18 protein-coding genes are annotated in these 21,695 nt (G+C 44.6%); 16 read left to right on the top strand and 2 right to left on the bottom strand.

Annotation, left to right across the window (positions count from 1 at the left end; translation table 11 throughout):
- Positions 1-1,614, bottom strand: a complete 1,614-nt coding sequence (locus tag IE165_RS13240; protein ID WP_189627108.1) for a M14 family metallopeptidase — start codon at positions 1,612-1,614, stop codon at positions 1-3.
- Between the two features lie 387 nt (positions 1,615-2,001).
- Between IE165_RS13240 and atpD the strand changes: the two genes are divergently transcribed.
- The 15 genes from atpD to ilvA all read left to right on the top strand — a co-directional run bounded on the left by atpD (position 2,002) and on the right by ilvA (position 19,432).
- Positions 2,002-3,504, top strand: coding sequence for a F0F1 ATP synthase subunit beta (atpD, locus tag IE165_RS13235; RefSeq protein ID WP_189627107.1), 1,503 nt, complete (start codon positions 2,002-2,004; stop codon positions 3,502-3,504).
- A gap of 80 nt (positions 3,505-3,584) precedes the next feature.
- On the top strand, positions 3,585-3,833 hold the full coding sequence (gene atpC, locus IE165_RS13230) for an ATP synthase F1 subunit epsilon (RefSeq protein ID WP_189627106.1): 249 nt from the start codon (positions 3,585-3,587) through the stop codon (positions 3,831-3,833).
- A gap of 426 nt (positions 3,834-4,259) precedes the next feature.
- Positions 4,260-5,177, top strand: coding sequence for a branched-chain amino acid transaminase (locus tag IE165_RS13225; RefSeq protein WP_229826554.1), 918 nt, complete (start codon positions 4,260-4,262; stop codon positions 5,175-5,177).
- Complete coding sequence (gene ilvD / locus IE165_RS13220; RefSeq protein WP_189627105.1) at positions 5,161-6,861, top strand: dihydroxy-acid dehydratase; 1,701 nt, start codon at positions 5,161-5,163, stop codon at positions 6,859-6,861. Before IE165_RS13225 ends, ilvD begins: the two co-directional genes overlap by 17 nt.
- An 87-nt stretch (positions 6,862-6,948) precedes the next feature.
- Complete coding sequence (gene ilvB, locus IE165_RS13215; protein WP_189627104.1) at positions 6,949-8,691, top strand: biosynthetic-type acetolactate synthase large subunit; 1,743 nt, start codon at positions 6,949-6,951, stop codon at positions 8,689-8,691.
- Between the two features lie 27 nt (positions 8,692-8,718).
- Positions 8,719-9,000: a four helix bundle protein gene (locus IE165_RS18645; RefSeq protein WP_189627103.1), complete on the top strand. Its 282-nt coding sequence runs from the start codon at positions 8,719-8,721 to the stop codon at positions 8,998-9,000.
- A 113-nt stretch (positions 9,001-9,113) separates the two neighbouring features.
- A complete protein-coding gene (gene ilvN / locus IE165_RS13205; RefSeq protein ID WP_189627102.1) occupies positions 9,114-9,704 on the top strand; it encodes an acetolactate synthase small subunit in 591 nt (196 codons plus the stop codon).
- Between the two features lie 6 nt (positions 9,705-9,710).
- Positions 9,711-10,178 carry a DinB family protein gene (locus IE165_RS13200; protein ID WP_189627101.1) on the top strand — a complete coding sequence of 156 codons (468 nt, stop codon included), beginning with the start codon at positions 9,711-9,713 and terminating at the stop codon, positions 10,176-10,178.
- A 36-nt stretch (positions 10,179-10,214) separates the two neighbouring features.
- The gene (gene ilvC, locus IE165_RS13195) at positions 10,215-11,696 is read left to right on the top strand and encodes a ketol-acid reductoisomerase (RefSeq protein ID WP_189627100.1); all 1,482 of its coding nucleotides are present in this window, start codon (positions 10,215-10,217) and stop codon (positions 11,694-11,696) included.
- A 292-nt stretch (positions 11,697-11,988) separates the two neighbouring features.
- Complete coding sequence (gene leuC / locus IE165_RS13190) at positions 11,989-13,386, top strand: 3-isopropylmalate dehydratase large subunit (RefSeq protein ID WP_189627099.1); 1,398 nt, start codon at positions 11,989-11,991, stop codon at positions 13,384-13,386.
- 114 nt (positions 13,387-13,500) lie between these two features.
- Entirely contained in the window at positions 13,501-14,085 is a 585-nt protein-coding gene (leuD, locus tag IE165_RS13185; protein ID WP_189627098.1) for a 3-isopropylmalate dehydratase small subunit, read from the top strand.
- Entirely contained in the window at positions 14,085-15,554 is a 1,470-nt protein-coding gene (locus tag IE165_RS13180) for an ATP-binding cassette domain-containing protein (protein WP_189627097.1), read from the top strand. Before leuD ends, IE165_RS13180 begins: the two co-directional genes overlap by 1 nt.
- Before the next feature lie 139 nt (positions 15,555-15,693).
- The gene (gene leuB / locus IE165_RS13175; RefSeq protein WP_189627096.1) at positions 15,694-16,770 is read left to right on the top strand and encodes a 3-isopropylmalate dehydrogenase; all 1,077 of its coding nucleotides are present in this window, start codon (positions 15,694-15,696) and stop codon (positions 16,768-16,770) included.
- A 113-nt stretch (positions 16,771-16,883) separates the two neighbouring features.
- Complete coding sequence (locus IE165_RS13170) at positions 16,884-18,041, top strand: 2-isopropylmalate synthase (RefSeq protein WP_189627095.1); 1,158 nt, start codon at positions 16,884-16,886, stop codon at positions 18,039-18,041.
- 143 nt (positions 18,042-18,184) lie between these two features.
- Positions 18,185-19,432, top strand: coding sequence for a threonine ammonia-lyase IlvA (ilvA, locus tag IE165_RS13165; protein WP_189627094.1), 1,248 nt, complete (start codon positions 18,185-18,187; stop codon positions 19,430-19,432).
- 72 nt (positions 19,433-19,504) lie between these two features.
- Here ilvA and IE165_RS13160 read toward each other — a convergent pair whose 3' ends face one another.
- Positions 19,505-20,944 carry a S41 family peptidase gene (locus tag IE165_RS13160; RefSeq protein WP_189627093.1) on the bottom strand — a complete coding sequence of 480 codons (1,440 nt, stop codon included), beginning with the start codon at positions 20,942-20,944 and terminating at the stop codon, positions 19,505-19,507.
- Positions 20,945-21,142: 198 nt separating this feature from the next.
- On the opposite strand from IE165_RS13160, the gene IE165_RS13155 reads away from it, so the two are divergent.
- Positions 21,143-21,661 (top strand): DUF2911 domain-containing protein, encoded by a 519-nt coding sequence (locus tag IE165_RS13155; RefSeq protein ID WP_189627092.1) that lies wholly within the window; start codon positions 21,143-21,145, stop codon positions 21,659-21,661.
- Positions 21,662-21,695: the final 34 nt, after the last annotated feature.

The raw sequence follows: 21,695 nt of genomic DNA, 5'->3' as shown, positions 1-21,695 counted from the left end.
TTATAGGTTTATTTTAATGGTTTGCTCGCCTGCCGTAGGGCAACCTGCCGTGATCTCTACACTACCTTTGCCTTGAATAAGCCAAGAAAACTGCTGCGAAGCACCACCTGCGAGTGTGGGATACAGTTGCAAGCGCTTGCCACTCAAAAATTTCTGGTTCTTTTGCAGCGAACAAACAGCTTTCATTTTGGACACGTGTTTGATCTTATCGGCAATCTCGGGGTAGGTAGCCAACACGCCGGTGTTGACTACCCGTATATCGATCCGAAAGATATCGTCCCCCAAGGGCGTGACTACCGGCGTCTCAAATTCGAGTCGAGCCATATTGTGTAGTAAGGCAACAACAAAGTCGGTGTGGGCCCTCGTGGCAAGTTGCAAAAATTCCTTCGGTGGATTATTTTTGAATACTTCCACAACACCGCCTACCTCGACACTATGCTGTGGAAAATCGGCGTGATTTATTTTGGCCCACGGCAATATAGCTCCTTTAAGCTTGTTCGTAGCTATCCACTGCAAAAACATATCATCCCCATTCTTGGCTCCGCTGGCTTTCCCTATTTGACTGGTATCTTGCACAGCGGGCCACCACACCGGTGTAACGAAGCTGTATTTGCCGAGGTGATAGTACGCCGTGTTAGAGAAGCCTCCGCCGTGGGAAACTGACTTTGGGGCTACGCCCAAATTAGCGGTCAAACGATTGTAAACGCTACTGACAAATTTCGCTGCATCCACATCCTTTGCCGACCATGATGATATAATACGTTCCCCGGCTTTCCTCGCATCAAATGACTCCGCTTCCGTAAGATTATTGCCAAGTCCAAAGTGAAGAACTGAAGCAATCTGCGGATGATCAAAAATAAAGTCAACTAGAGCTCGAGTTTCTGGCTCCGAAGCAGCGTAATCACCACTTTCGGCTGTAAAAGGACGGTAGTCGTAGGTGAAATTTCGGTCGATATTCACACCTCCATCCCCATCTTCGCCGAAAAGCCCATCCTTATCCGCGTCTATTCCTTCTATATACAGTTCATAAATGCCTTCCTGCCCTTTGCTACGATCAGCCTCGATCAAATAATCGTTATGATCGCTGTGTGCAACATATTTACCCCCTTTGCGACGCACACGCATTTGGGCAATCACGCCGTCACGATTTAAATCTTCTGCCGGATCTTCATTCAATCGCCCATCCCGATCGTTGTCGATAACACGTGCATTGCCCGAAAGCCACCTGTTCGATGCGACATTGCGTTTATAGGCGTCGGGATTTAAAACAGGGACAATCCAAACAGAACGTTTGCTAAGAATGGCTGCCAACGAATCTTGGGGTAAGTTCAAAATATTTTTTGCTACATCTAAGGCGCTGATGATACCTGCAGGATGTTTTCCATCTATTCCCGCGACAATCAGCAAAGTTGGCTTTTTTTCCGCTCCCGATTGGATCTTGATCACGGAAATATCCTCCCCGCCATAACTTCTTCCAATGCTAGAAGCGGCTCCGCCCGCATGCTTTGAAATAGCTCGAATCTCTTCCGTAAGCTCGCCGTAGGTTGGGTAATTCAGCTGGCTGCGTCCTGCAAACGGAAGCAGGACAAAAAATAGAAAGATGCTTATCTTCATAAAACTCGGAATAAAAATGTTATTATGTTAGTAAATTGGCTCTAAACTAAGCAATAGAGATCGAAATCGTGTCGACACATGGTAACATTTCGATAATAAAGCAGGCGCGAGGCGCTTTCAATGGAAATTCTGAAAAAAAGCGTATGACGACAGCTGTGAAATTCGAATATGAGCCCTTCCGACTCCGACCAACGACCCATTTACAGACTTAACCGACCTGTATCCCATTCCGAAAAAAGGGCATTCAGAAAGCCTCCATTACAAAAATAAAATTATTATCACGCAGCGCTTTGCTTTTAAATAGATATAGCTTATTTTTGCCTTCCAAAATCTAGATGTTAAACGCATCTGTTTTAAATTGATTAATAATTATTTAGTCCCTATAATATGCCCAATATTGGTAAAATAGCGCAGATTATCGGCCCCGTAGTTGATGTCAACTTCGCCGACAATGACAATCTTCCGAAGATTTATGATGCATTGTATATTGAGAAAGACAATGGTCAACGCATCGTACTAGAAGTGCAACAACACCTAGGCGAAGATCGTGTTCGTACCATCGCCATGGATGCGACGGAAGGTTTAGTCCGCGGCATGAAAGTCGTAGATACGGGTGCTCCAATCAAAATGCCTATTGGCGAAGAGATCAAAGGTCGCGTATTCAATGTCGTAGGTGATGCGATTGATGGTATTCCAAATTTGGATAAGTCCAACGGTCGTCCTATCCACAACGTGCCGCCACGATTTGATGAACTATCTACCGAAAGTGAAGTGTTATTTACAGGTATTAAAGTAATCGACTTGCTAGAGCCTTATGCTAAAGGTGGTAAAATTGGTTTGTTCGGTGGAGCAGGTGTGGGTAAAACCGTATTGATCCAAGAGCTGATCAATAACATTGCAAAGGGACACGGGGGTTTATCCGTTTTTGCGGGCGTTGGCGAACGTACGCGTGAAGGTAATGACCTGTTGCGCGAGATGTTGGAATCAGGCATTATTAAGTATGGCGACCATTTCATGGAAGGCATGGAAAAAGGCGAGTGGCCGCTTGATTTGGTGGACAATGAGCTGATGAAAGAGTCAAAATGTACATTTGTTTTCGGGCAAATGAACGAGCCTCCAGGGGCGCGTGCTCGTGTTGCGCTTTCTGGTCTTACGGTAGCAGAGTACTTCCGCGATGGTGATGGCCAAGGTCAAGGTCGTGACGTTCTTTTCTTCATCGATAACATCTTCCGTTTTACACAAGCTGGTTCCGAAGTGTCCGCGCTATTAGGGCGTATGCCTTCAGCCGTAGGTTACCAACCAACACTTGCAACGGAAATGGGTTTAATGCAAGAGCGTATTACATCGACCAAAAACGGATCCATTACATCTGTACAAGCAGTATATGTTCCTGCCGATGACTTGACTGACCCTGCTCCAGCCACGACTTTTGCCCACTTGGATGCAACGACGGTATTGTCGCGTAAAATCTCTGAGCTGGGTATCTACCCTGCCGTGGATCCATTGGACTCCACCTCTAGAATCTTATCACCAGCTGTATTAGGAGACGAACACTACAACACAGCGCAACGCGTGAAAGAAATCCTACAACGGTATAAAGAGCTACAGGATATCATCGCCATCTTAGGTATGGACGAGTTGTCAGAAGAAGACAAACTTACTGTTCACCGCGCCCGTCGTGTGCAACGTTTCTTGTCTCAACCGTTCCACGTAGCCGAGCAATTTACAGGTCTTAAAGGTGTACTTGTTGACATCAAAGATACCATCAAAGGCTTCAACATGATTATCGACGGTGAAGTAGATGAGTATCCCGAGGCGGCGTTCAACTTGGTCGGTGGTATCGAAGATGCTATTGAAAAAGGCAAGAAACTATTGGCAGAAGCAGTTTAATAGTACAGAGTATAGCGTATTGAGTAGTGAGATATGATCATGGCTCAATACGCATTACGCAATACACAATACATCACTAAATGAAATTAACAATCATAACTCCAGATAAACTAGCGTACGAAGGCGAGGTTACCGCGGTAACCGTTCCAGGCAGCGCAGGTTCCTTTCAGATTTTAAAGGACCACGCGCCTATTGTATCGACTTTAGAGGATGGAAAAGTCATTATTCAAGGAAACGAAGGCCAAATCATTCTGGTCATTAAAGGTGGAGTTGTGGAAGCCAAGGAAAATAACATCACGGTATTAGCAGAAGGAATCGTTGAAGAATAACTAAAAATACCTACATGAAAAGCCCTTAAGACTTCCAAGTTTTAAGGGCTTTTTCGTTTGTGGCCGGTGTCCTTTCTATCGCTCTTATGCTATCCTTTCAACATAGCCCCGTACCTATTTGCCCCTAGAAATCCATGCTTATTTTCACAAGTTGATTTGGCATATCGAACATTTTAAGCAGAATTTACCGCTATTCCGGAAAAAATAACACGACAAAAAAACATACCCATTTTAATTTTAGTCTATTCGATGAAAAATAAAATTTTTAATAAAAACTAGTATTCAGAATTAAAATTTGAAAAAATTTTTAAATCAAAATATTACACTTTTTAAAAATATTCTGTTTTGCTATTGTAAAAAATTTCGATTAGAACTAACTTAACAAAAGTTAAATTGGCCTGTGCAAAATCTTGGGGAAGGAAGAGCATGCTAACAGACAAAATCAACATGAATATGCAGTATTATAATCAACACACGTACATCTTTTTGAATGGAGATTTTGTAAAGGCGTCCGAAGCGGGCACCGACCTTTTCGGGCAGTCCCTTCACTATGGATATGGTGTCTTCGAAGGCCTTCGTGCATACAGCACCCATCACGGGATACGCATATTCAAAGCGGAGGAACATTTTGATCGTTTACAGCAGTCCTGTGAAGCGATCAACTTACCGTACGAGTGGAACAAACAGCAGTTGATCGCCAGCACATACGAATTACTGGATAAGAATAACCTTCGCGCTGCCTATATTCGCCCATTGGTGTTCTCCGGTGCCAATATGCACTTGACAGCAGCAGCTTCTGCAAACATCATGATCGCCGCCTGGGAATGGGGGCCATACCTTGGGCAAAATTTGCTACGTGTATGCACCTCTTCGTTGGAAAGGCCGAATCCGAAGTCTTTTCCAGTAGAAGCTAAAGTTTCTGGGCAGTTTGTTAATTCAATATTGGCAAGCAACGAGGCATTAAAGAGAGGGTTTGATGAAGCGTTGTTGTTGGATCAGGATGGCTTCGTAGCCCAAGCATCAAGCGAGAACTTATTTATTGAAAAAGATTTTAAATTATATACGCCCCCACTGGAGAACGTGTTTCCAGGTATTACACGACAAACGGTTATTGAACTCTGCAGGGAGCTCCATATCGAGATCGTCGAAAAGAAACTTACTATACAGGAGGTTTTAGCAGCTGATAGTGCATTTTTAAGCGGCACAGCTGCCGAAATCATCGGCATCAAAGAAGTCGACGGTGTGGCATACAAAGAGGACTGGGAACACACCATAGGTGCATCTATCCAAAGGAAATATAAAAAGTTAGTTTTAGAAGAAGAGAATTATGAAGTCATCATCTGATCAGGAAAAAGCATTAAATAAATACAGCCGCATCTTTACTCAAGATGAAACGCAGCCAGCGGCCAAAGCCATGCTATACGGTATCGGACTTACCGACGCCGACATGGAGAAGGCGCAGGTAGGAATAGCCAGTATGGGCTACGATGGGAATACGTGCAATATGCATTTGAACGATTTAGCACAGGTCGTTAAAAAAGGAGTGTGGGCCAACGGTCTCGTTGGACTTACTTTCGGAACCATAGGCGTGAGCGACGGCATGAGTAACGGCACCGATGGCATGCGCTATTCTTTGGTGTCGCGCGACGTTATTGCCGATAGTATAGAGACGATCTGTGGCGGACAATATTACGATGGCCTGATCGCTATCCCAGGATGCGACAAGAACATGCCAGGCGCGGTCATGGCCATGGGCAGATTGGACAGGCCGGCCATCATGGTCTACGGCGGAACAATCGCGCCCGGCCACTACAAAGGACAAGAGCTGAACATCGTCTCGGCTTTTGAGGCATTAGGCCAGCGCCTTTGTGGCAACCTTTCTGACGAGGATTATGAAGGTATTATCAAACATACCTGCCCGGGTGCTGGCGCCTGTGGTGGTATGTATACCGCAAACACGATGGCAGCAGCCGTCGAGGCGCTAGGCATGAGCTTGCCCTACTCTTCCTCCAACCCTGCCGAATCCGAAGACAAGAAAACCGAATGCACCGATGCCGGTAAATACATCCGTGTATTATTAGAAAAGGATATTAAGCCTTCTGATATTATGACCCGCAAAGCGTTCGAAAATGCGCTACGCACCATCATTATATTGGGAGGAAGCACCAATGCGGTATTACACTTTATTGCGATAGGAAAATCTGTTGGGGTCGATATCTCACAAGACGATTTCCAACGTATGTCAGACATAACCCCGGTATTGGCCGACTTTAAGCCTTCCGGAAAATATCTGATGCAGGATTTGCACCAGTATGGCGGCACCCCTGCGGTGATGCGGTATTTATTGGACGAGGGCTTATTGCACGGCGACTGCCTCACGGTGACAGGCAAGACCGTGGCAGAAAACTTGGCAGACGTCAAATCTATCATCGATTACAACCAACCTATCGTCAAGCCGCTAAGCAATCCTATCAAAGCGACAGGCCACTTACAGATTTTATACGGAAACCTCGCCGAGAAAGGATCGGTCGCTAAGATCTCCGGAAAAGAAGGCGAAAAATTCACCGGCCCTGCACGCGTTTTTGATGGCGAGCACGAGCTGGTGGAAGGTGTGGCTACCGGACGAATCAAACCGGGCGATGTTGTCGTGATTAAAAACTCGGGGCCTAAAGGTGCACCAGGCATGCCGGAAATGCTGAAACCAACGTCCTTGATCGTCGGAGCAGGATTAGGAAACTCGGTTGCCTTGATTACCGATGGGCGCTTCTCGGGCGGAACGCATGGATTTGTCGTTGGGCATATCACACCGGAAGCTTACTCAGGCGGCCTAATAGGCTTGGTAGAGGATGACGACATCATAGAAATCGACGCCGTAAACAACTCCCTTCATCTGGATGTCAGCGCGGCTGTCATCGCGGAAAGAAGGGCAAAATGGACTCAACCCGCATTGAAAGTCAATAAAGGGGTACTGTATAAATACGCGAAGACGGTAGCCGATGCTTCAGAAGGATGTGTGACCGATCTATAGAAATTAAAAAAGGAAAAACTAAAATTGAAAAGGTGAGACGTCAACCAATTTTTTGACTTTTTACTTTTGACTTTTGACTTAAAAACAATGAGTACACTGGAAAAAACGGAAACGAAGCCTCAAGAGGAAACAGCGACGACGACACAATTGAGTGGTTCGCAAGCTGTATTAGAGGCCTTGATCCATGAAGGGGTAGATACCATATTTGGCTATCCGGGTGGTGCGATCATGCCGATTTACGATGCGTTGTATGACTACAACGAAAAACTGACCCACATCCTTGTACGCCACGAGCAAGGAGGAATCCACGCGGCGCAGGGCTACGCACGCACTTCCGGTCGCGTCGGTGTCGCTTTCGCAACAAGCGGCCCTGGTGCTACAAACTTGGTCACGGGTCTTGCCGATGCGATGATTGATAGCAACCCTATCGTGTGCATTACTGGTCAAGTGTTTGCGTCGCTACTTGGAACAGACGCTTTCCAAGAAACGGACATCATTAACATCACTACCCCCGTTACCAAATGGAACTATCAGGTTACCGATGCAACCGAAATTCCCAGCGTACTGGCTAAAGCTTTTTATATCGCACAGACCGGAAGACCAGGTCCTGTATTGATCGACATCACGAAAAGTGCGCAGTTACAACTCTTCGGTTACGAAGGTTACAGTAAATGTGACCATATACGCAGCTACAGACCAAAACCGATTGTTCGCAAAGAATATATCGAGCAAGCAGCAGCATTGATCAACGAAGCGAAAAAACCATTCGTTATCTTCGGACAGGGTGTTATCCTTGGACAGGCGGAGCAAGATTTCAAAAATTTTATTGAAAAAGGAGGCTTCCCTGCCGCAACCACGGTTATGGGATTAAGCGCATTGGAAACCAGCCATCCGCAACACGTAGGGATGCTCGGTATGCACGGCAACTACGCCCCTAATGTGATGACCAACGAATGTGACGTGCTCATCGCGGTAGGCATGCGTTTCGACGACCGTGTGACCGGTAGACTGGACAAATATGCGAAACAAGCAAAGGTTATCCACTTGGATATCGACCCCGCCGAAATCGACAAAAATGTAAAAACTACCGTTCCTGTTTGGGGCGACTGTAAAGAAACACTCCCCTTACTCACCGGACTGCTACAGCCGCGTGACCACCGTGCATGGCTAGCACAATTCCGGGAGTTGGAAAAAGAGGAAATCAAAGAGGTCATCCACAATGAATTGAACCCGACAACGGAAGTCATGACCATGGGCGAAGTCATTCGCGTATTGAATGAAGTCAGTGGTGGAGATGCCATTATTGTGACCGATGTCGGTCAACACCAGATGGTCGCCTGTCGTTATGCACAATTCAACAGTTCGAAGTCTAATGTTACCTCCGGCGGATTAGGCACCATGGGCTTCGGTCTTCCGGCAGCCATTGGTGCTTGGTATGGCGCGCCGCACCGCGATGTCGTCGCCATCATCGGCGATGGGGGCATACAAATGACCATTCAAGAATTAGGCACGATCATGCAGTTCGGCGCCAAGGTGAAGATCTTGATCCTCAACAACGAATTCCTTGGTATGGTAAGACAGTGGCAACAACTGTTCCACGACAAACGCTATTCTTTTGTCAACATCACCAGCCCCGACTTTGTCGCTGTAGCCAAAGGCTATTACATCGATGGCAACAAAATCTCGGAACGCAAAGATCTATATAACGCCGTAAAAACCATGTTGGATCATGATGGGGCCTATCTATTGGAAGTAATGGTCGGGAAAGAAAACAATGTTTTCCCTATGGTTGCACAAGGAACAAGCGTATCGGAGATACGATTAAAATAAAAGGTAAAAATTAAAAAGTAAAAAAGTATGGCGACGTCAATCGACATCAAGCACAGGGCTTATGAGTTTGCAAAACAAGTCATACTTTTTACCAGCGGGCAACAATACAGTAAAGTGTACACGTCGATGAGTGATCAACTTATAAGAAGTGCATCATCAATCGGAGCAAATCTTGTGGAGGGATACGCTGGATCGTCAAAAAACGATTTTATTAAGTTTTATACTATTGCGCTGAAATCGGCAAATGAAACCAAGTATTGGATTTGTTTATTACGAGATACGATACTGCAAGAACAAAGGAAAAGCTAAATAATTTATTGAGAGAAGCCGACGAATTGTCGAAGATAGTCGCTACAATCATTATCAAAACAAAGAGTAACAATTAGTTTTTTAATTTTTCTCTTTTTAATTTTTAATTTGAAATGGAAAAACAAGAATATACCATCACCTTATACACGGAGAATTCTATCGGGATGATAGGTCGTATCTCCGGTATTTTTTCCAGAAGGAAAATCAACATTGAAAGCTTGAATACCTCGCCTTCAGAGGTAGAAAACATCCATCGATTCACTATTTTGATTACCGAATCAGAAGAGGTCGTCCGTAAACTATGTCGGCAGATTGAAAAGCAGGTTGAGGTGCTGAAGGCATACTACAATACCGACGAAGAGCTTATTTGGCAGGAACAAGCTCTGTATAAAGTTCCAACAGATGTTATCGCAGAAAAAGCTCCGGTAGAACGGTTGTTGCGCGAGTATGGCGCATCGGCCGTGGTTATCCGTAACGATTACACCGTTTTCGAAACCGCGGGGCATCGCGAAGAAATCGATAAACTAACGGCAGAGTTAACCAAATACAGACTTATTGAGTTTGTGCGGGGCGCTCGCATCGCCATTATCAAAGACAGCGCGGGCTTTCATTCGAAATTGAAACAGTTTGAACGGGAAGAACCCGCACCAGAAATGGTGGAAAATGAATTTTTAGATCAAGGTGATAAGGTCTTCACCATGTAATGCAATATGGATAACGTTTTTAATTTTATTACCGATGCACGCAAAGCGTTCATTGAACTGATTGATAGCCTTACTGCAGAAGAGCTCAATCACATTCCGGAAGGATTCAACAATAATATTATCTGGAACTTCGGCCACATCGTCGTTAGCACACAAGCGCTTTGTTATGTGCGTACCGGGATCAAATCGGATACGTCCGCTATTCAATATTTATCTGCTTACGCAAAAGGCACTAAACCGACGTATACGGTCGATCCAGAGGAAATTGCAGATTTACGCGCCCTTGCGTTATCGACTATCCAGCAGATTTATGCCGATTACGATAAGGGGATTTTCAACAATATTACCCCGTTCGAAACATCCACGTATAAATCTAGCCTCAACACTATTGAAGAGGTCCTGATCACCACCGTTGGGCACGACAATCTGCATTTCGGTTATGCACTTGCACAAAAGCGTGCACTAAAAAAATAATAATCAACTCAATAGAAAAGAAAACACAATAAAACAATGGCAAATTATTTCAACACATTACCGCTTAGAGAACAGCTAGAACAGCTGAGCCACGCAGAATTCATGGAAACTAGCGAATTTGCAGATGGCGTGAATGCTTTAAAAGGTAAAAAAATCGTAATTGTAGGTGCCGGTGCGCAAGGCCTTAACCAAGGTTTAAACCTCAGAGATAGCGGTCTTGATATTTCCTACGCATTACGTAAAGAAGCTATTGACCAAAAAAGAGATTCTTGGAAGAATGCTACGGACAACAACTTTACTGTAGGAACATATGATGAGTTGATTCCAACAGCAGACCTTGTGATCAATTTAACGCCAGACAAGCAACATACTGCAGTGATCAATGCTGTGATGCCTCTGATGAAACAAGGCGCAGCCCTTTCTTATTCGCACGGATTTAACATCGTGGAAGAAGGTATGCAAATCCGTAAAGATATTACGGTTTTGATGGTTGCACCAAAGTGTCCAGGATCGGAAGTTCGTGCAGAATATCTGAGAGGATTTGGTGTGCCAACATTAATCGCCGTACACCCAGAAAACGATCCAGAGGGGAAAGGATGGGCCTACGCAAAAGCATACTGTGTAGGAACGGGCGGACACCATGCTGGAGTTTTGAAATCTTCTTTCGTCGCCGAAGTAAAATCAGATCTAATGGGTGAGCAAACGATCCTTTGTGGATTATTGCAGACAGGTTCCATCCTATCATTCGATAAAATGGTAGAGAAAGGCATAGACCCTGGCTACGCATCGAAATTGGTGCAATATGGTGTGGAGGTTATCACCGAAGCTTTAAAACATGGTGGCGTAAGCGGTATGCTTGACCGCCTATCCAATCCGGCAAAGATCAAAGCCTTTCAAATCTCGGAAGAACTAAAAGATATTATGCGCCCATTGTTCCAAAAACACCAAGACGACATCATGTCGGGCGAATTCAGTAAAACCATGATGGAAGACTGGGCGAATGGAGATGTGAACTTGCTGAAATGGAGAGCAGAAACAGGTGAAACGGCTTTTGAGAAAACACCCGCTGCAGACGTCAAAATTGGCGAGCAAGAATATTTTGACAACTACCTGCTGATGGTTGCTTTTGTAAGAGCCGGCGTAGAATTGGCTTTTGAAACCATGGTGGAAGCGGGTATCAAACCAGAATCTGCTTACTACGAATCGTTGCATGAAACGCCGTTGATCGCCAACACCATTGCGCGTAAGAAACTTTTCGAGATGAACCGTGTGATTTCGGACACAGCGGAATACGGCTGTTACCTATTTGACCAAGCCTGTAAGCCCCTATTGGCAGACTTCATGAAAAAGGTAGATACAGACTTAGTAGGTAAAAACTACAACGAAGGAAAAGACGGATCAGTCGATAACGTACAATTGGTACAGGTCAACGAAATCTTGCGAAACCACCCTGTAGAGATTGTGGGGGTGAAATTGCGCAAAGCCATGACAGCAATGAAAACCATTAAAACTGTTTAATTTTTCGTAATTTAGACCGTCAAAAAGGGCTGTTTGAAAACCGCATGGAAATTAGCAAAACACGTCATTGCAAGGAAGTATAATGAAGCAATCTGCATTTTAAATCACGTAAGATTGCTTCGCAACCGTTCTGCCTTCTCGCAATGACGTATATATTTTACTAGCACACAAGCAGCTCCTTGCACATAACAGTATTCCTGAAATAGCTGAATCAGGAGACAAGCAAGTGATTTAGAAAAACTACTTTCTGACGGAATACACATACTTTTCAGCGCTAATAGAGAAAGAGAAAATGGGAAAAACATTAGTAGAGAAGATTTGGGATGCACATGTCGTCAAGCGTGAAGAGGGCTTCCCCGACATCCTATACATCGACACACACCTTATTCATGAGGTGACCTCGCCGCAAGCTTTTGACGGCCTACGTAAACGTGGCTTGCCGGTACTTCGTCCATCGCAGACGGTTGCGACTGCCGATCATAACGTTCCTACGTTGAACCAGCACCTGCCAATCAAAGAAGAGCTATCACGTTACCAAGTAGATATGCTGACAAAAAACACCGCCGAATTTGGGGTGGAGTTATACGGTTTAGGACATCCCTATCAAGGTATTGTGCACGTTATTGGCCCAGAACTAGGTATCACACAACCGGGAAAAACTATGGTATGTGGTGATAGCCATACCTCTACGCATGGTGCTTTTGGAGCGATTGCTTTCGGTATTGGCACATCGCAGGTTGAACAGGTCTTTGCTACGCAATGCCTGTTACAGCAGAAACCTAAAACCATGAAAATCGAGGTCAATGGCGAATTGGCAGCTGGTGTAGGTGCAAAAGATATTATCCTCTATATTATCGCCAAAATATCTGCTGCTGGAGGTACAGGGTATTTTGTTGAATACGCAGGATCTGCTATCCGTTCATTGAGTATGGAGGGCCGTATGACGATCTGCAATATGAGCATTGAGATGGGCGCCCGAGGTGGACTTATTGCACCCGATCAAACTACATTCGATTATGTGGAAGGGCGCGAATTTGCACCAAAAGGAGAAGAATGGGACAAAGCATTGCAATACTGGAAAACCCTGTATTCCGACGATGATGCGATATTTGATGCCGTACTTGAATTCGACGCAGCAGATATCCAACCGATGATCACCTATGGAACGAATCCGGGAATGGGAATCGGTATCACCGAACATATTCCTACCACCAATTCACAGCCTGAAAGCGAACGCCCCTCTTACCAGAAAGCTATTGACTATATGGGTTTCCAAGATGGTGAATCTGTTATAGGTAAAGCCGTAGACTATGTTTTTATCGGTAGTTGTACCAATTCCCGTATCGAGGACCTCAGGGAGGTTGCAGCTTTCGTGCAAGGAAAACAGAAAGCAGAAAATGTAGAAGTATGGATTGTGCCTGGCTCAAAGCAGGTAGAAGCACAAGCTAAAGAAGAAGGAATTGACAAAATATTTGAACAAGCAGGTTTTGCTTTGCGCGAGCCAGGCTGTTCTGCCTGCTTGGGGATGAACGAAGACAAAATTCCGGCAGGAAAATATTGCGTATCCACATCAAACAGAAACTTTGAAGGACGCCAAGGACCCAATGCCCGCACGATGCTGGCTAGCCCATTAACAGCAGCAGCAGCGGCCGTAACAGGTAAGATTGTTGATATCAGACAATTGATTTAAAAGATGGAGGATAACGCAAACATATGCGTTCACGTTATCTTTTCCGAAGGAAAGTAAAAAATACGGTACTTGGCCTTTTTTTACTTTTTAAATTTTTACTTTTTAATTTTCAAAATGAAAAAATTTGAAAAATTAACGTCTCAAGTGGTTCCATTACCAATTGAGAATATAGATACCGATCAAATTATCCCTGCACGTTTTTTAAAGGCGACAACAAGGGATGGTTTCGGGGATAACTTATTCCGCGACTGGCGATACGATGCAGATAACCAGCCGAAGGTGGATTTTGTGATGAACAACCCTACTTTCTCGGGAAAGGTTCTCGTAGCTGGCAAAAATTTCGGCTGCGGATCAAGTCGCGAACACGCGGCCTGGGCCATTCAAGATTATGGTTTTGACGTGGTGATCAGCTCTTTCTTTGCCGATATCTTTAAGGGTAACGCACTTAATAACGGTGTATTGCCCATTCAGGTTCCCGAAGAGTTTCTACAAAAGATCTTCAGCGTGGTTTTTGCAAACCCCACTAGCTCATTAAGTGTCGATTTAGAAGCACAAACGGTAACAATCGATGAAACTGGCGATAGCTACTCTTTTGAGATCAATCCATACAAAAAATCATGCTTGATTAACGGTTACGATGATATCGATTTTATCTTAAGCCATAAGCGTCAAATCGAGGAATTCGAGAAAAATAGATAATGCCGAACCCTGTCGTCCATATCGCCCACTTAGATCTGCATTACGCCGGAACTGCCGTGCTATGCGATTTAAACTGGCGTATTTACCCAGGCGAACACTGGCTCATTGCCGGAAAAAGTGGATCAGGGAAATCTTCTTTGGCTAAAGCCATCGTGAAGCAGGAAAAAGCTTCGGGCGAGGTGATCTTTCAATTTGATCCGAACAGCCCTATGCCAGCAAAAGCATACTATGTATCCAACTGGTACCAATTTACGAACCTAGAGGGCGACCGCAATTTTTACTATCAACAGCGCTATAATAAGCAGCAGCAAAACGACACGCTTACGGTTTATGCCGACCTTGTGCACTTTGGGCAAAAACAACAGCTTGACCTGCAGGATGCAGAACCTATTTTGAAAGCCTTGGGCTTTGAAAACTGTCGAGCAACACAGCTTATCGAACTTTCAAGCGGAGAACATAAGAAATTGCAGTTGGTACAGGCCTTATGGCTCAGGCCCCAATTGCTTATTTTAGATGAGCCCTACACCGGGTTAGATAGACGTTCGCGCACAAACCTCAACCTGATATTGGATGAGATCGCACATGCGGGAACACAGCTCATCCTTATCACGAACGACAGCGATATCCCGACATCGATCAACCGCTTTGCTCAAATCGAACAGGGACGGCTGCAGTCCGTAACAGACTTGTCTAAAATTGCCCAAGATGAGGAAAGGCGGCAGAAACCTCTCCCATACTTCTTGCAACAGGCCCCTTATGTCGACACCGACACGATGATTGAATTACGCGATGTCTCTGTACGTTACGGAGAAAAAGAGGTCTTGAAAAATGTTAGTTGGCGCGTGCACGCCGGTGAGAAATGGTTACTGCAAGGTCCCAACGGCTCCGGAAAGTCTACTTTACTCAGCCTATTGAACGGAGATCACCCACAGGCATATGCCAACGACATCTTCCTATTCGGCAAAAAGCGGGGCACAGGAGAAAGTATCTGGGATATCAAAGCTAAAATTGGCATTATATCGCCCGAGCTACACTGGTACTTCGACAAAAATGCTACGGTATGGCACACCGTAGCATCGGGATTTTATGATAGCATCGGCTGGTTCGTGCAGGTCAAATACGAAGAGAAAAAACAAATGGAACAGGTGCTGGATTTTTTCGATCTTTTGGAAGATAAAGATAAGTTGCTGCACACGCTACCGTTAGGCAAACAGCGACTAGCGCTTTTAGCAAGGACGATTGTCAAGAACCCGCAGCTATTGATCTTGGATGAGCCCTGCCAAGGCCTAGACAAATCACAGACCGCGCATTTCAATGCGGTTTTGGATGAGTTGAGTGGCTATGGAAAGACATTGATCTACGTAGGTCACTACGAATCTCAATTACCCAGCTGTCTAGACAATAGACTTGTTCTTGAAGATGGCAAAGTAATTTTCCGGACATGTAGTCCGGAAAGCAGTATAGTATAAAGTCTTTTTTTAGGCTGGCAGCGACAAAGTAGATATTAATATTAAATAGACATAAAGTTAATAAAAGAGGTTAAGTAGGACAGCGGACAAAGTGCCCATCTAATAGGCCAAAGCCGTTTTACTTTTCAAGCTAAGTAAGATGAAGAAAAACATTTTAATAATACCGGGCGACGGCATTGGACAGGAAGTCACCACTTGGGGCAAGCAGGTTTTAGAGACCGTAGCACAGCATTATGGCCACGAATTTAGCTTCGACGAAGCAATTATGGGGCACACTGCCATCGAGGCTAACGGAAATCCACTGCCTGATGAAACCTTAGAAAAAGCAAAGGCTTCGGATGCCATACTTTTCGGCGCTATAGGGCATGCGAAATATGACAATGATCCATCGGCAAAGGTAAGACCAGAACAAGGCTTGTTGAAAATCCGCAAAGAATTGGGCCTTTATGCGAACCTAAGACCTATTCTTCTTTTCGACGAGCTTTTAGATGCATCAAGCTTAAAGCCAGAGGTGCTACGTGGAACAGATATTTTATTTTTTCGCGAACTGACTGGCGACGTTTATTTCGGCGAAAAAAGCCGTAATGAAGACCATACATTCGCTTCCGACTTGATGAACTATCATCGCTATGAGGTGGAGCGCATCACGCGCAAGGCCTTTGAAGCCGCACGGACACGCAACAAAAGACTGTGTTCTGTAGACAAAGCCAATGTTTTGGAAACATCAAGACTTTGGAGGGAGGTCGTACAGGAAATTGCAAAGGAATATCCGGATGTAGAAACGGAACATATGTTTATCGATAACGCTGCTATGCAATTGGTTAAAAACCCTAAAAAGTTTGATGTTGTGCTCACGGCCAATCTATTTGGCGACATCCTGACGGATGAAGCTTCTCAGATAGCAGGATCCATGGGCATGCTTGCCTCAGCATCTATTGGTGACGGCACCGGTTTCTTCGAACCAATTCATGGTTCGGCACACGATATTGCCGGACAAAACAAAGCGAATCCACTCGCATCGATTCTGTCGGTAGCCCTGATGTTAGATATCGCTTTTGGCTTGCAGGAAGAAGCAAAGGCAGTAACAACCGCAGTCGCGGAAACGCTTAAAGCCGGTTGGAGAACAGGCGATATCGCCAATGCGGAAACGGAATCCGATAAGATTTTAGGAACCAATGAAATGGGCGCAAAAGTGTTATCGTTTTTTAAGAAATAATCATCTAAAACAATGAAAGTCAACCCCTCTGTATAAATAGGATTGTTGAAGTAAGACTTCTATATCCAACACAGGTTTTGACTTTTTAACTTTAACTTTTTAATTTAACAGTTATGCTACACGACCCGAATCACTTATACGTTTTCGACACCACGCTTCGCGATGGCGAACAAGTACCAGGATGTCAGTTAACAACACCGGAGAAAATCGAAATTGCGAAAGATCTGGAATCATTGGGTGTAGATATTATCGAAGCGGGTTTCCCAGTATCTAGCCCGGGAGATTTTCAATCGGTCGTCGAACTTTCCAAAGCCGTAGACAACGTCATTATCTGTGCGCTGACTCGGGCAAACAACAACGATATCGATGTTGCCGCTGAGGCACTTAAATTTGCAAAACGCCCACGTATCCACACCGGAATCGGTGCTTCGGACATGCATATCAAACATAAATTCAACTCTACACGGGAGGATATTCTAGCGCGTGCCGTTGCGGCTGTCAAGCATGCCAAATCCTATGTCGAAGACGTAGAGTTTTATGCAGAAGATGCCGGTCGTGCTGATCTCGCTTATCTAGCGCAGATGGTGGAAGCGGTTATCGCCGCTGGTGCGACTGTAGTCAATATTCCAGATACAAACGGATATTGTCTGCCCGATCAATATGGCGCAAAAATCAAATACTTGAAAGAACATGTCAGCAATATTGAACAGGCTATTATTTCTGCACACTGTCACAACGATTTAGGTTTAGCAACGGCAAACTCCATTGCCGCCGTACAAAACGGCGCCCGCCAGGTAGAATGTACGATTAACGGTATCGGCGAACGTGCCGGAAATACGTCCTTAGAGGAAGTGGCCATGATCTTAAAAGTACATCAGCAACAGTTTCCCGGTTTAACGTCCAACATCAACAGCAAACTCTTTACCGCCATTTCGCAAAAGGTAAGCTCGATGATGCGTATGCCCGTGCAACCTAATAAAGCGATTGTCGGAAAAAATGCTTTCGCACATAGCTCAGGTATCCATCAAGATGGTTTCTTAAAACACCGGGAGAATTACGAAATCATCCGTCCAGAAGATGTAGGACTAGACGAAGCTGGTATTATTTTAACTGCTCGATCCGGTCGTCATGCTTTAAAGCATCATCTTGAGCGTTTAGGCTATCAGCTTGACAAAGACGAACTGGCCACAACGTATGAGAAATTTTTAGTTGTAGCAGACGCTAAGAAAGATCTTTGCGATGATGATCTTAAAGCATTAATGCAATCCTAAACAAAAATTATAAAAAGAGCTACGGGATAGCTCTTTTTATAATTTCATATGAAGCAAAAGCACTAAAACAATATCGGTAAGGACTTCCTAATTGGTAAACGTTTTTGACTTTTTTATTTTTGACCTTTGACTTTCTATCCGCTATGGATTTATCAACCCTTTCTCTAGACTCGCAACAGGCGGCAGAACGCATCAAAGATGTGGTCAACCGTACGCCTTTGCAATATAATTTACATCTTTCCGAGAAATATGGAGCAGAGGTGTATCTGAAAAGAGAAGACCTGCAAGTAGTACGTTCGTACAAGCTTCGCGGAGCCTATAACAAAATTGTTAGCCTTTCTGAAGAAGAGCGAAATAAAGGTGTCACCTGCGCCAGCGCCGGCAACCACGCACAGGGCGTTGCCTTGTCTTGTAAAAAACTGGGTATTAAAGGCGTGATCTTCATGCCCGGTCCCACGCCACGCCAAAAAATAACGCAAACAGAGATGTGGGGAAATGGCCAAATCGAAATCGTGTTAACCGGCGATACGTTTGACGATTGCCAAAAAGCAGCTTTAGACTATACTAAAGAGCACGGCATGACCTTTATCCCACCTTTTGATGACCTGAAAGTCATCGAAGGCCAAGGAACGGTAGCCGTCGAGATTTTAGAAGATTTACCCGACTTAGATGCGATCTTCATCCCTATCGGCGGCGGTGGTCTATCATCAGGCGTGAGCTATCACATGAGAAAACATGCACCCGCTGTAAAGCTTTACGGGGTTGAGCCAGAAGGAGCCCCATCCATGCTTGCAGCATTGAAAAATCAAGGCCCTATCGAACTGGAGCAGATCAACAAATTTGTTGATGGTGCTGCTGTGAAAAAAGTAGGCACGTTAACCTATGACATCAGTAGCCAGCTACTGGATAGTGTCAAACCTATCCCGGAAGGAAAGATATGTACTACCATACTGCAGCTGTACAACAAAGACGCAATTGTTGCTGAGCCGGCCGGCGCGTTGTCCATCGCAGCGCTCGAGTTTCACAAGGAAGAAATAAAAGGAAAAAAAGTGGTCTGTGTGGTGTCGGGAGGGAATAACGATATTGACCGGATGAGCGAAATCAAAGAGATGTCGCTACTGTACGAGGGCTTTAAACATTATTTCATTGTCCGCTTTCCGCAACGACCCGGGGCGCTCAGGTTGTTGGTCACCGAAGTACTAGGCCCCAAAGACGACATTACGCGTTTTGAATACATTAAAAAAACTGAACGTGAACGTGGTCCGGCTTTGATTGGTATAGAGCTCAATGATCCAAAAGATTATACCAGCCTCATCGAACGCTTTAAAGCCTACAAGTTTGACTTCATGGAAATCAATAAGGATCAGACGCTTTTCGAGTATCTGGTATAATAATAGCTGATGTAAAGAAAAGGGTGGAAAGATTTATATACTTTCCACCCTTTTTGCTTATCTAACGCTCAGCTAGTTTCTTTTCTTTAACAAATTCTTTTCATCAGGCTTGTTGACAACCTTAAACTTCTTGGGTAATGAGCCTGCAGAAGTTGCACTCCGGGAAACTGACGACTTACTTAATCTCGCGGAGCTGTTGCCCCCAGATAGACTGATGGCACGAGCAATCATATTTTCCGCAGGATCGCCAAAATCACGACCAATATCATCGGCTACATTAGTCTCATCAACCGATAGGCCATCCCAATAGTCCGTGTCCCCCCGGCTGTTTACGGTTTTAAAAGAAGTGACCCAAAGGGAAATTTCTTCATTCATAATGTCCTGTGCGAAAAATCCTACCGGTTTACCGTATGTACGAGTCGTTTCTGCAATAAGAACGACTCGCATATAGGGCTTCAGTACATTGATCAACAGCTCTGAAGCCGATGCTGTCTCTTCGGTGACCAAAAAATAAACAGTTTCCAATTCCAAGTTATTATTGCGGACAAAATTCACGGGCCTGAAATCTAGCCCATCGAATGCCCTAACCGTATACGGCTGCAAATTTGTATTTACTTCATAGGTGAACATGCGGTTTCCATCACCCGATGCAGGGACAACTTTATTTGCCAGATATTGTGCCGTATGCACATATCCTCCTGTGTTATAACGCATATCTACAATAAGCTCTTTGATGTTCTCGGCTTCAAAACGTTGAAAAACACGTTGGAAATTCTGATAATTTTGGTTGTTGCCCGTGACTTCTTCAAACGAGGAAAAAGCGAAATACCCAATTTTTTTATTGTAATTGTAGACGGTATCGGCGAGTAACGGGTCGATGACATATGTTCCATTGGTCAAGGTGCGTTCGATTTCTTGTCCATCCACCGTCCTTACTTTCAACCGCATGGTATTGCCGTTTGTAGCTGTATTGAGTTTGTTTTGAAAATCATTGAAAGCATTCGTCTCTACATAGCAGGCTCCACTGGCATTGCAATTATATGGCGCTGTTACGTCGGTAGCGTCATTGAGCGATAAAAGCATCGAGCCCCGTGTAATTCCCGCTTTCTGGGCTGGCGAGCCTCCCTCTACAAAGTAAAGCACAGGAGCAGCCAAAGTCTCAGAAATAATGCGCCATCCAAAATACATCCCATAGCCATCATTGGTATCCATCCGTAACCCATTGCTGCTACGTTGTTGGCTTCCAGAGCCCTTTTCCTCAATAAAGGAAAAACGATCGATGCTGCCGTTGTACCCGGCATAATAGGGTGTTCGGGCTTTTAATGCACGCAAAACCTCATCATTACTGGTATAGCTAGCCGTAAAGGTTCGAAGAACCGTATTGTCGGGAATGTATTCTGTCCACAACGACTGCTGATTGTAGTAATAGTATATGCTATCGCGTATCAATTGTTCCTTGGTGTCTACAGGTTCCGGTTCTGGTGTAGGCCCAACCTCCTTTTTACAACTCATAGCTATGCCAAGGCATCCTACTAAACACAAATATTTCCAAGTTTTCATAAAGGGACTTTTAGCCAATCTAACACGAATATACGAGGAAATCTGCGTCAACGGATTTATCACAAAAAATTTAACACATTTTAAGCCCTATTAAAGGCAAACAATGTTGACCTACAGCTGTTTAATAAACTAAACATAACAAATAGAGATATGAAAGCAGCACCTATTTTATTTTTTCTGATGATGATCAGTTTTGTCGGTTTTGCACAGAATGATAAGAGTAAGAGGCCGAGTCCGCCGGACAGTGTCAACATCACCACGCAGGACGGTGTGAATATCAGCATCCATTATAGCAAACCGTCGCTAAAAGGCAGGCAACTGGGTGTAGATATCGCACCCATCGGAAAAATTTGGCGCACAGGCGCCAATGAAGCAACAACGATTGCGTTTGACAAAGATGTTACCATTGAAGGAAAGCCGCTTTCGGCTGGCAAGTACAGCCTATACACTATTCCGGGGCAACAGCAGACAACCCTCATCTTCAATAAAGTATGGGACCAATGGGGCACGAAATATGATGAAAGCCAAGATGCATTACGGGTTAATGTTTCTAACGCTACAGCAAGCGCCAGCCAGGAACAATTCACTATTACGGCCGCTCCATCAGGCAGCATAAGGCTTGCATGGGGTGAACATGCTATTCCCTTCCAAATAAAGGCTACAAAATAAAATAGCATAAAGAGAAATCGGCCGTTGAGAATTC

It is taken from the genome of Sphingobacterium griseoflavum (assembly GCF_014653155.1).
Taxonomy (GTDB): Bacteria; Bacteroidota; Bacteroidia; order Sphingobacteriales; family Sphingobacteriaceae; genus Sphingobacterium; species Sphingobacterium griseoflavum.
The sequence above is the reverse complement of the archived record's forward strand: the minus strand, read 5'-3'. Positions and strand labels throughout refer to the sequence as shown.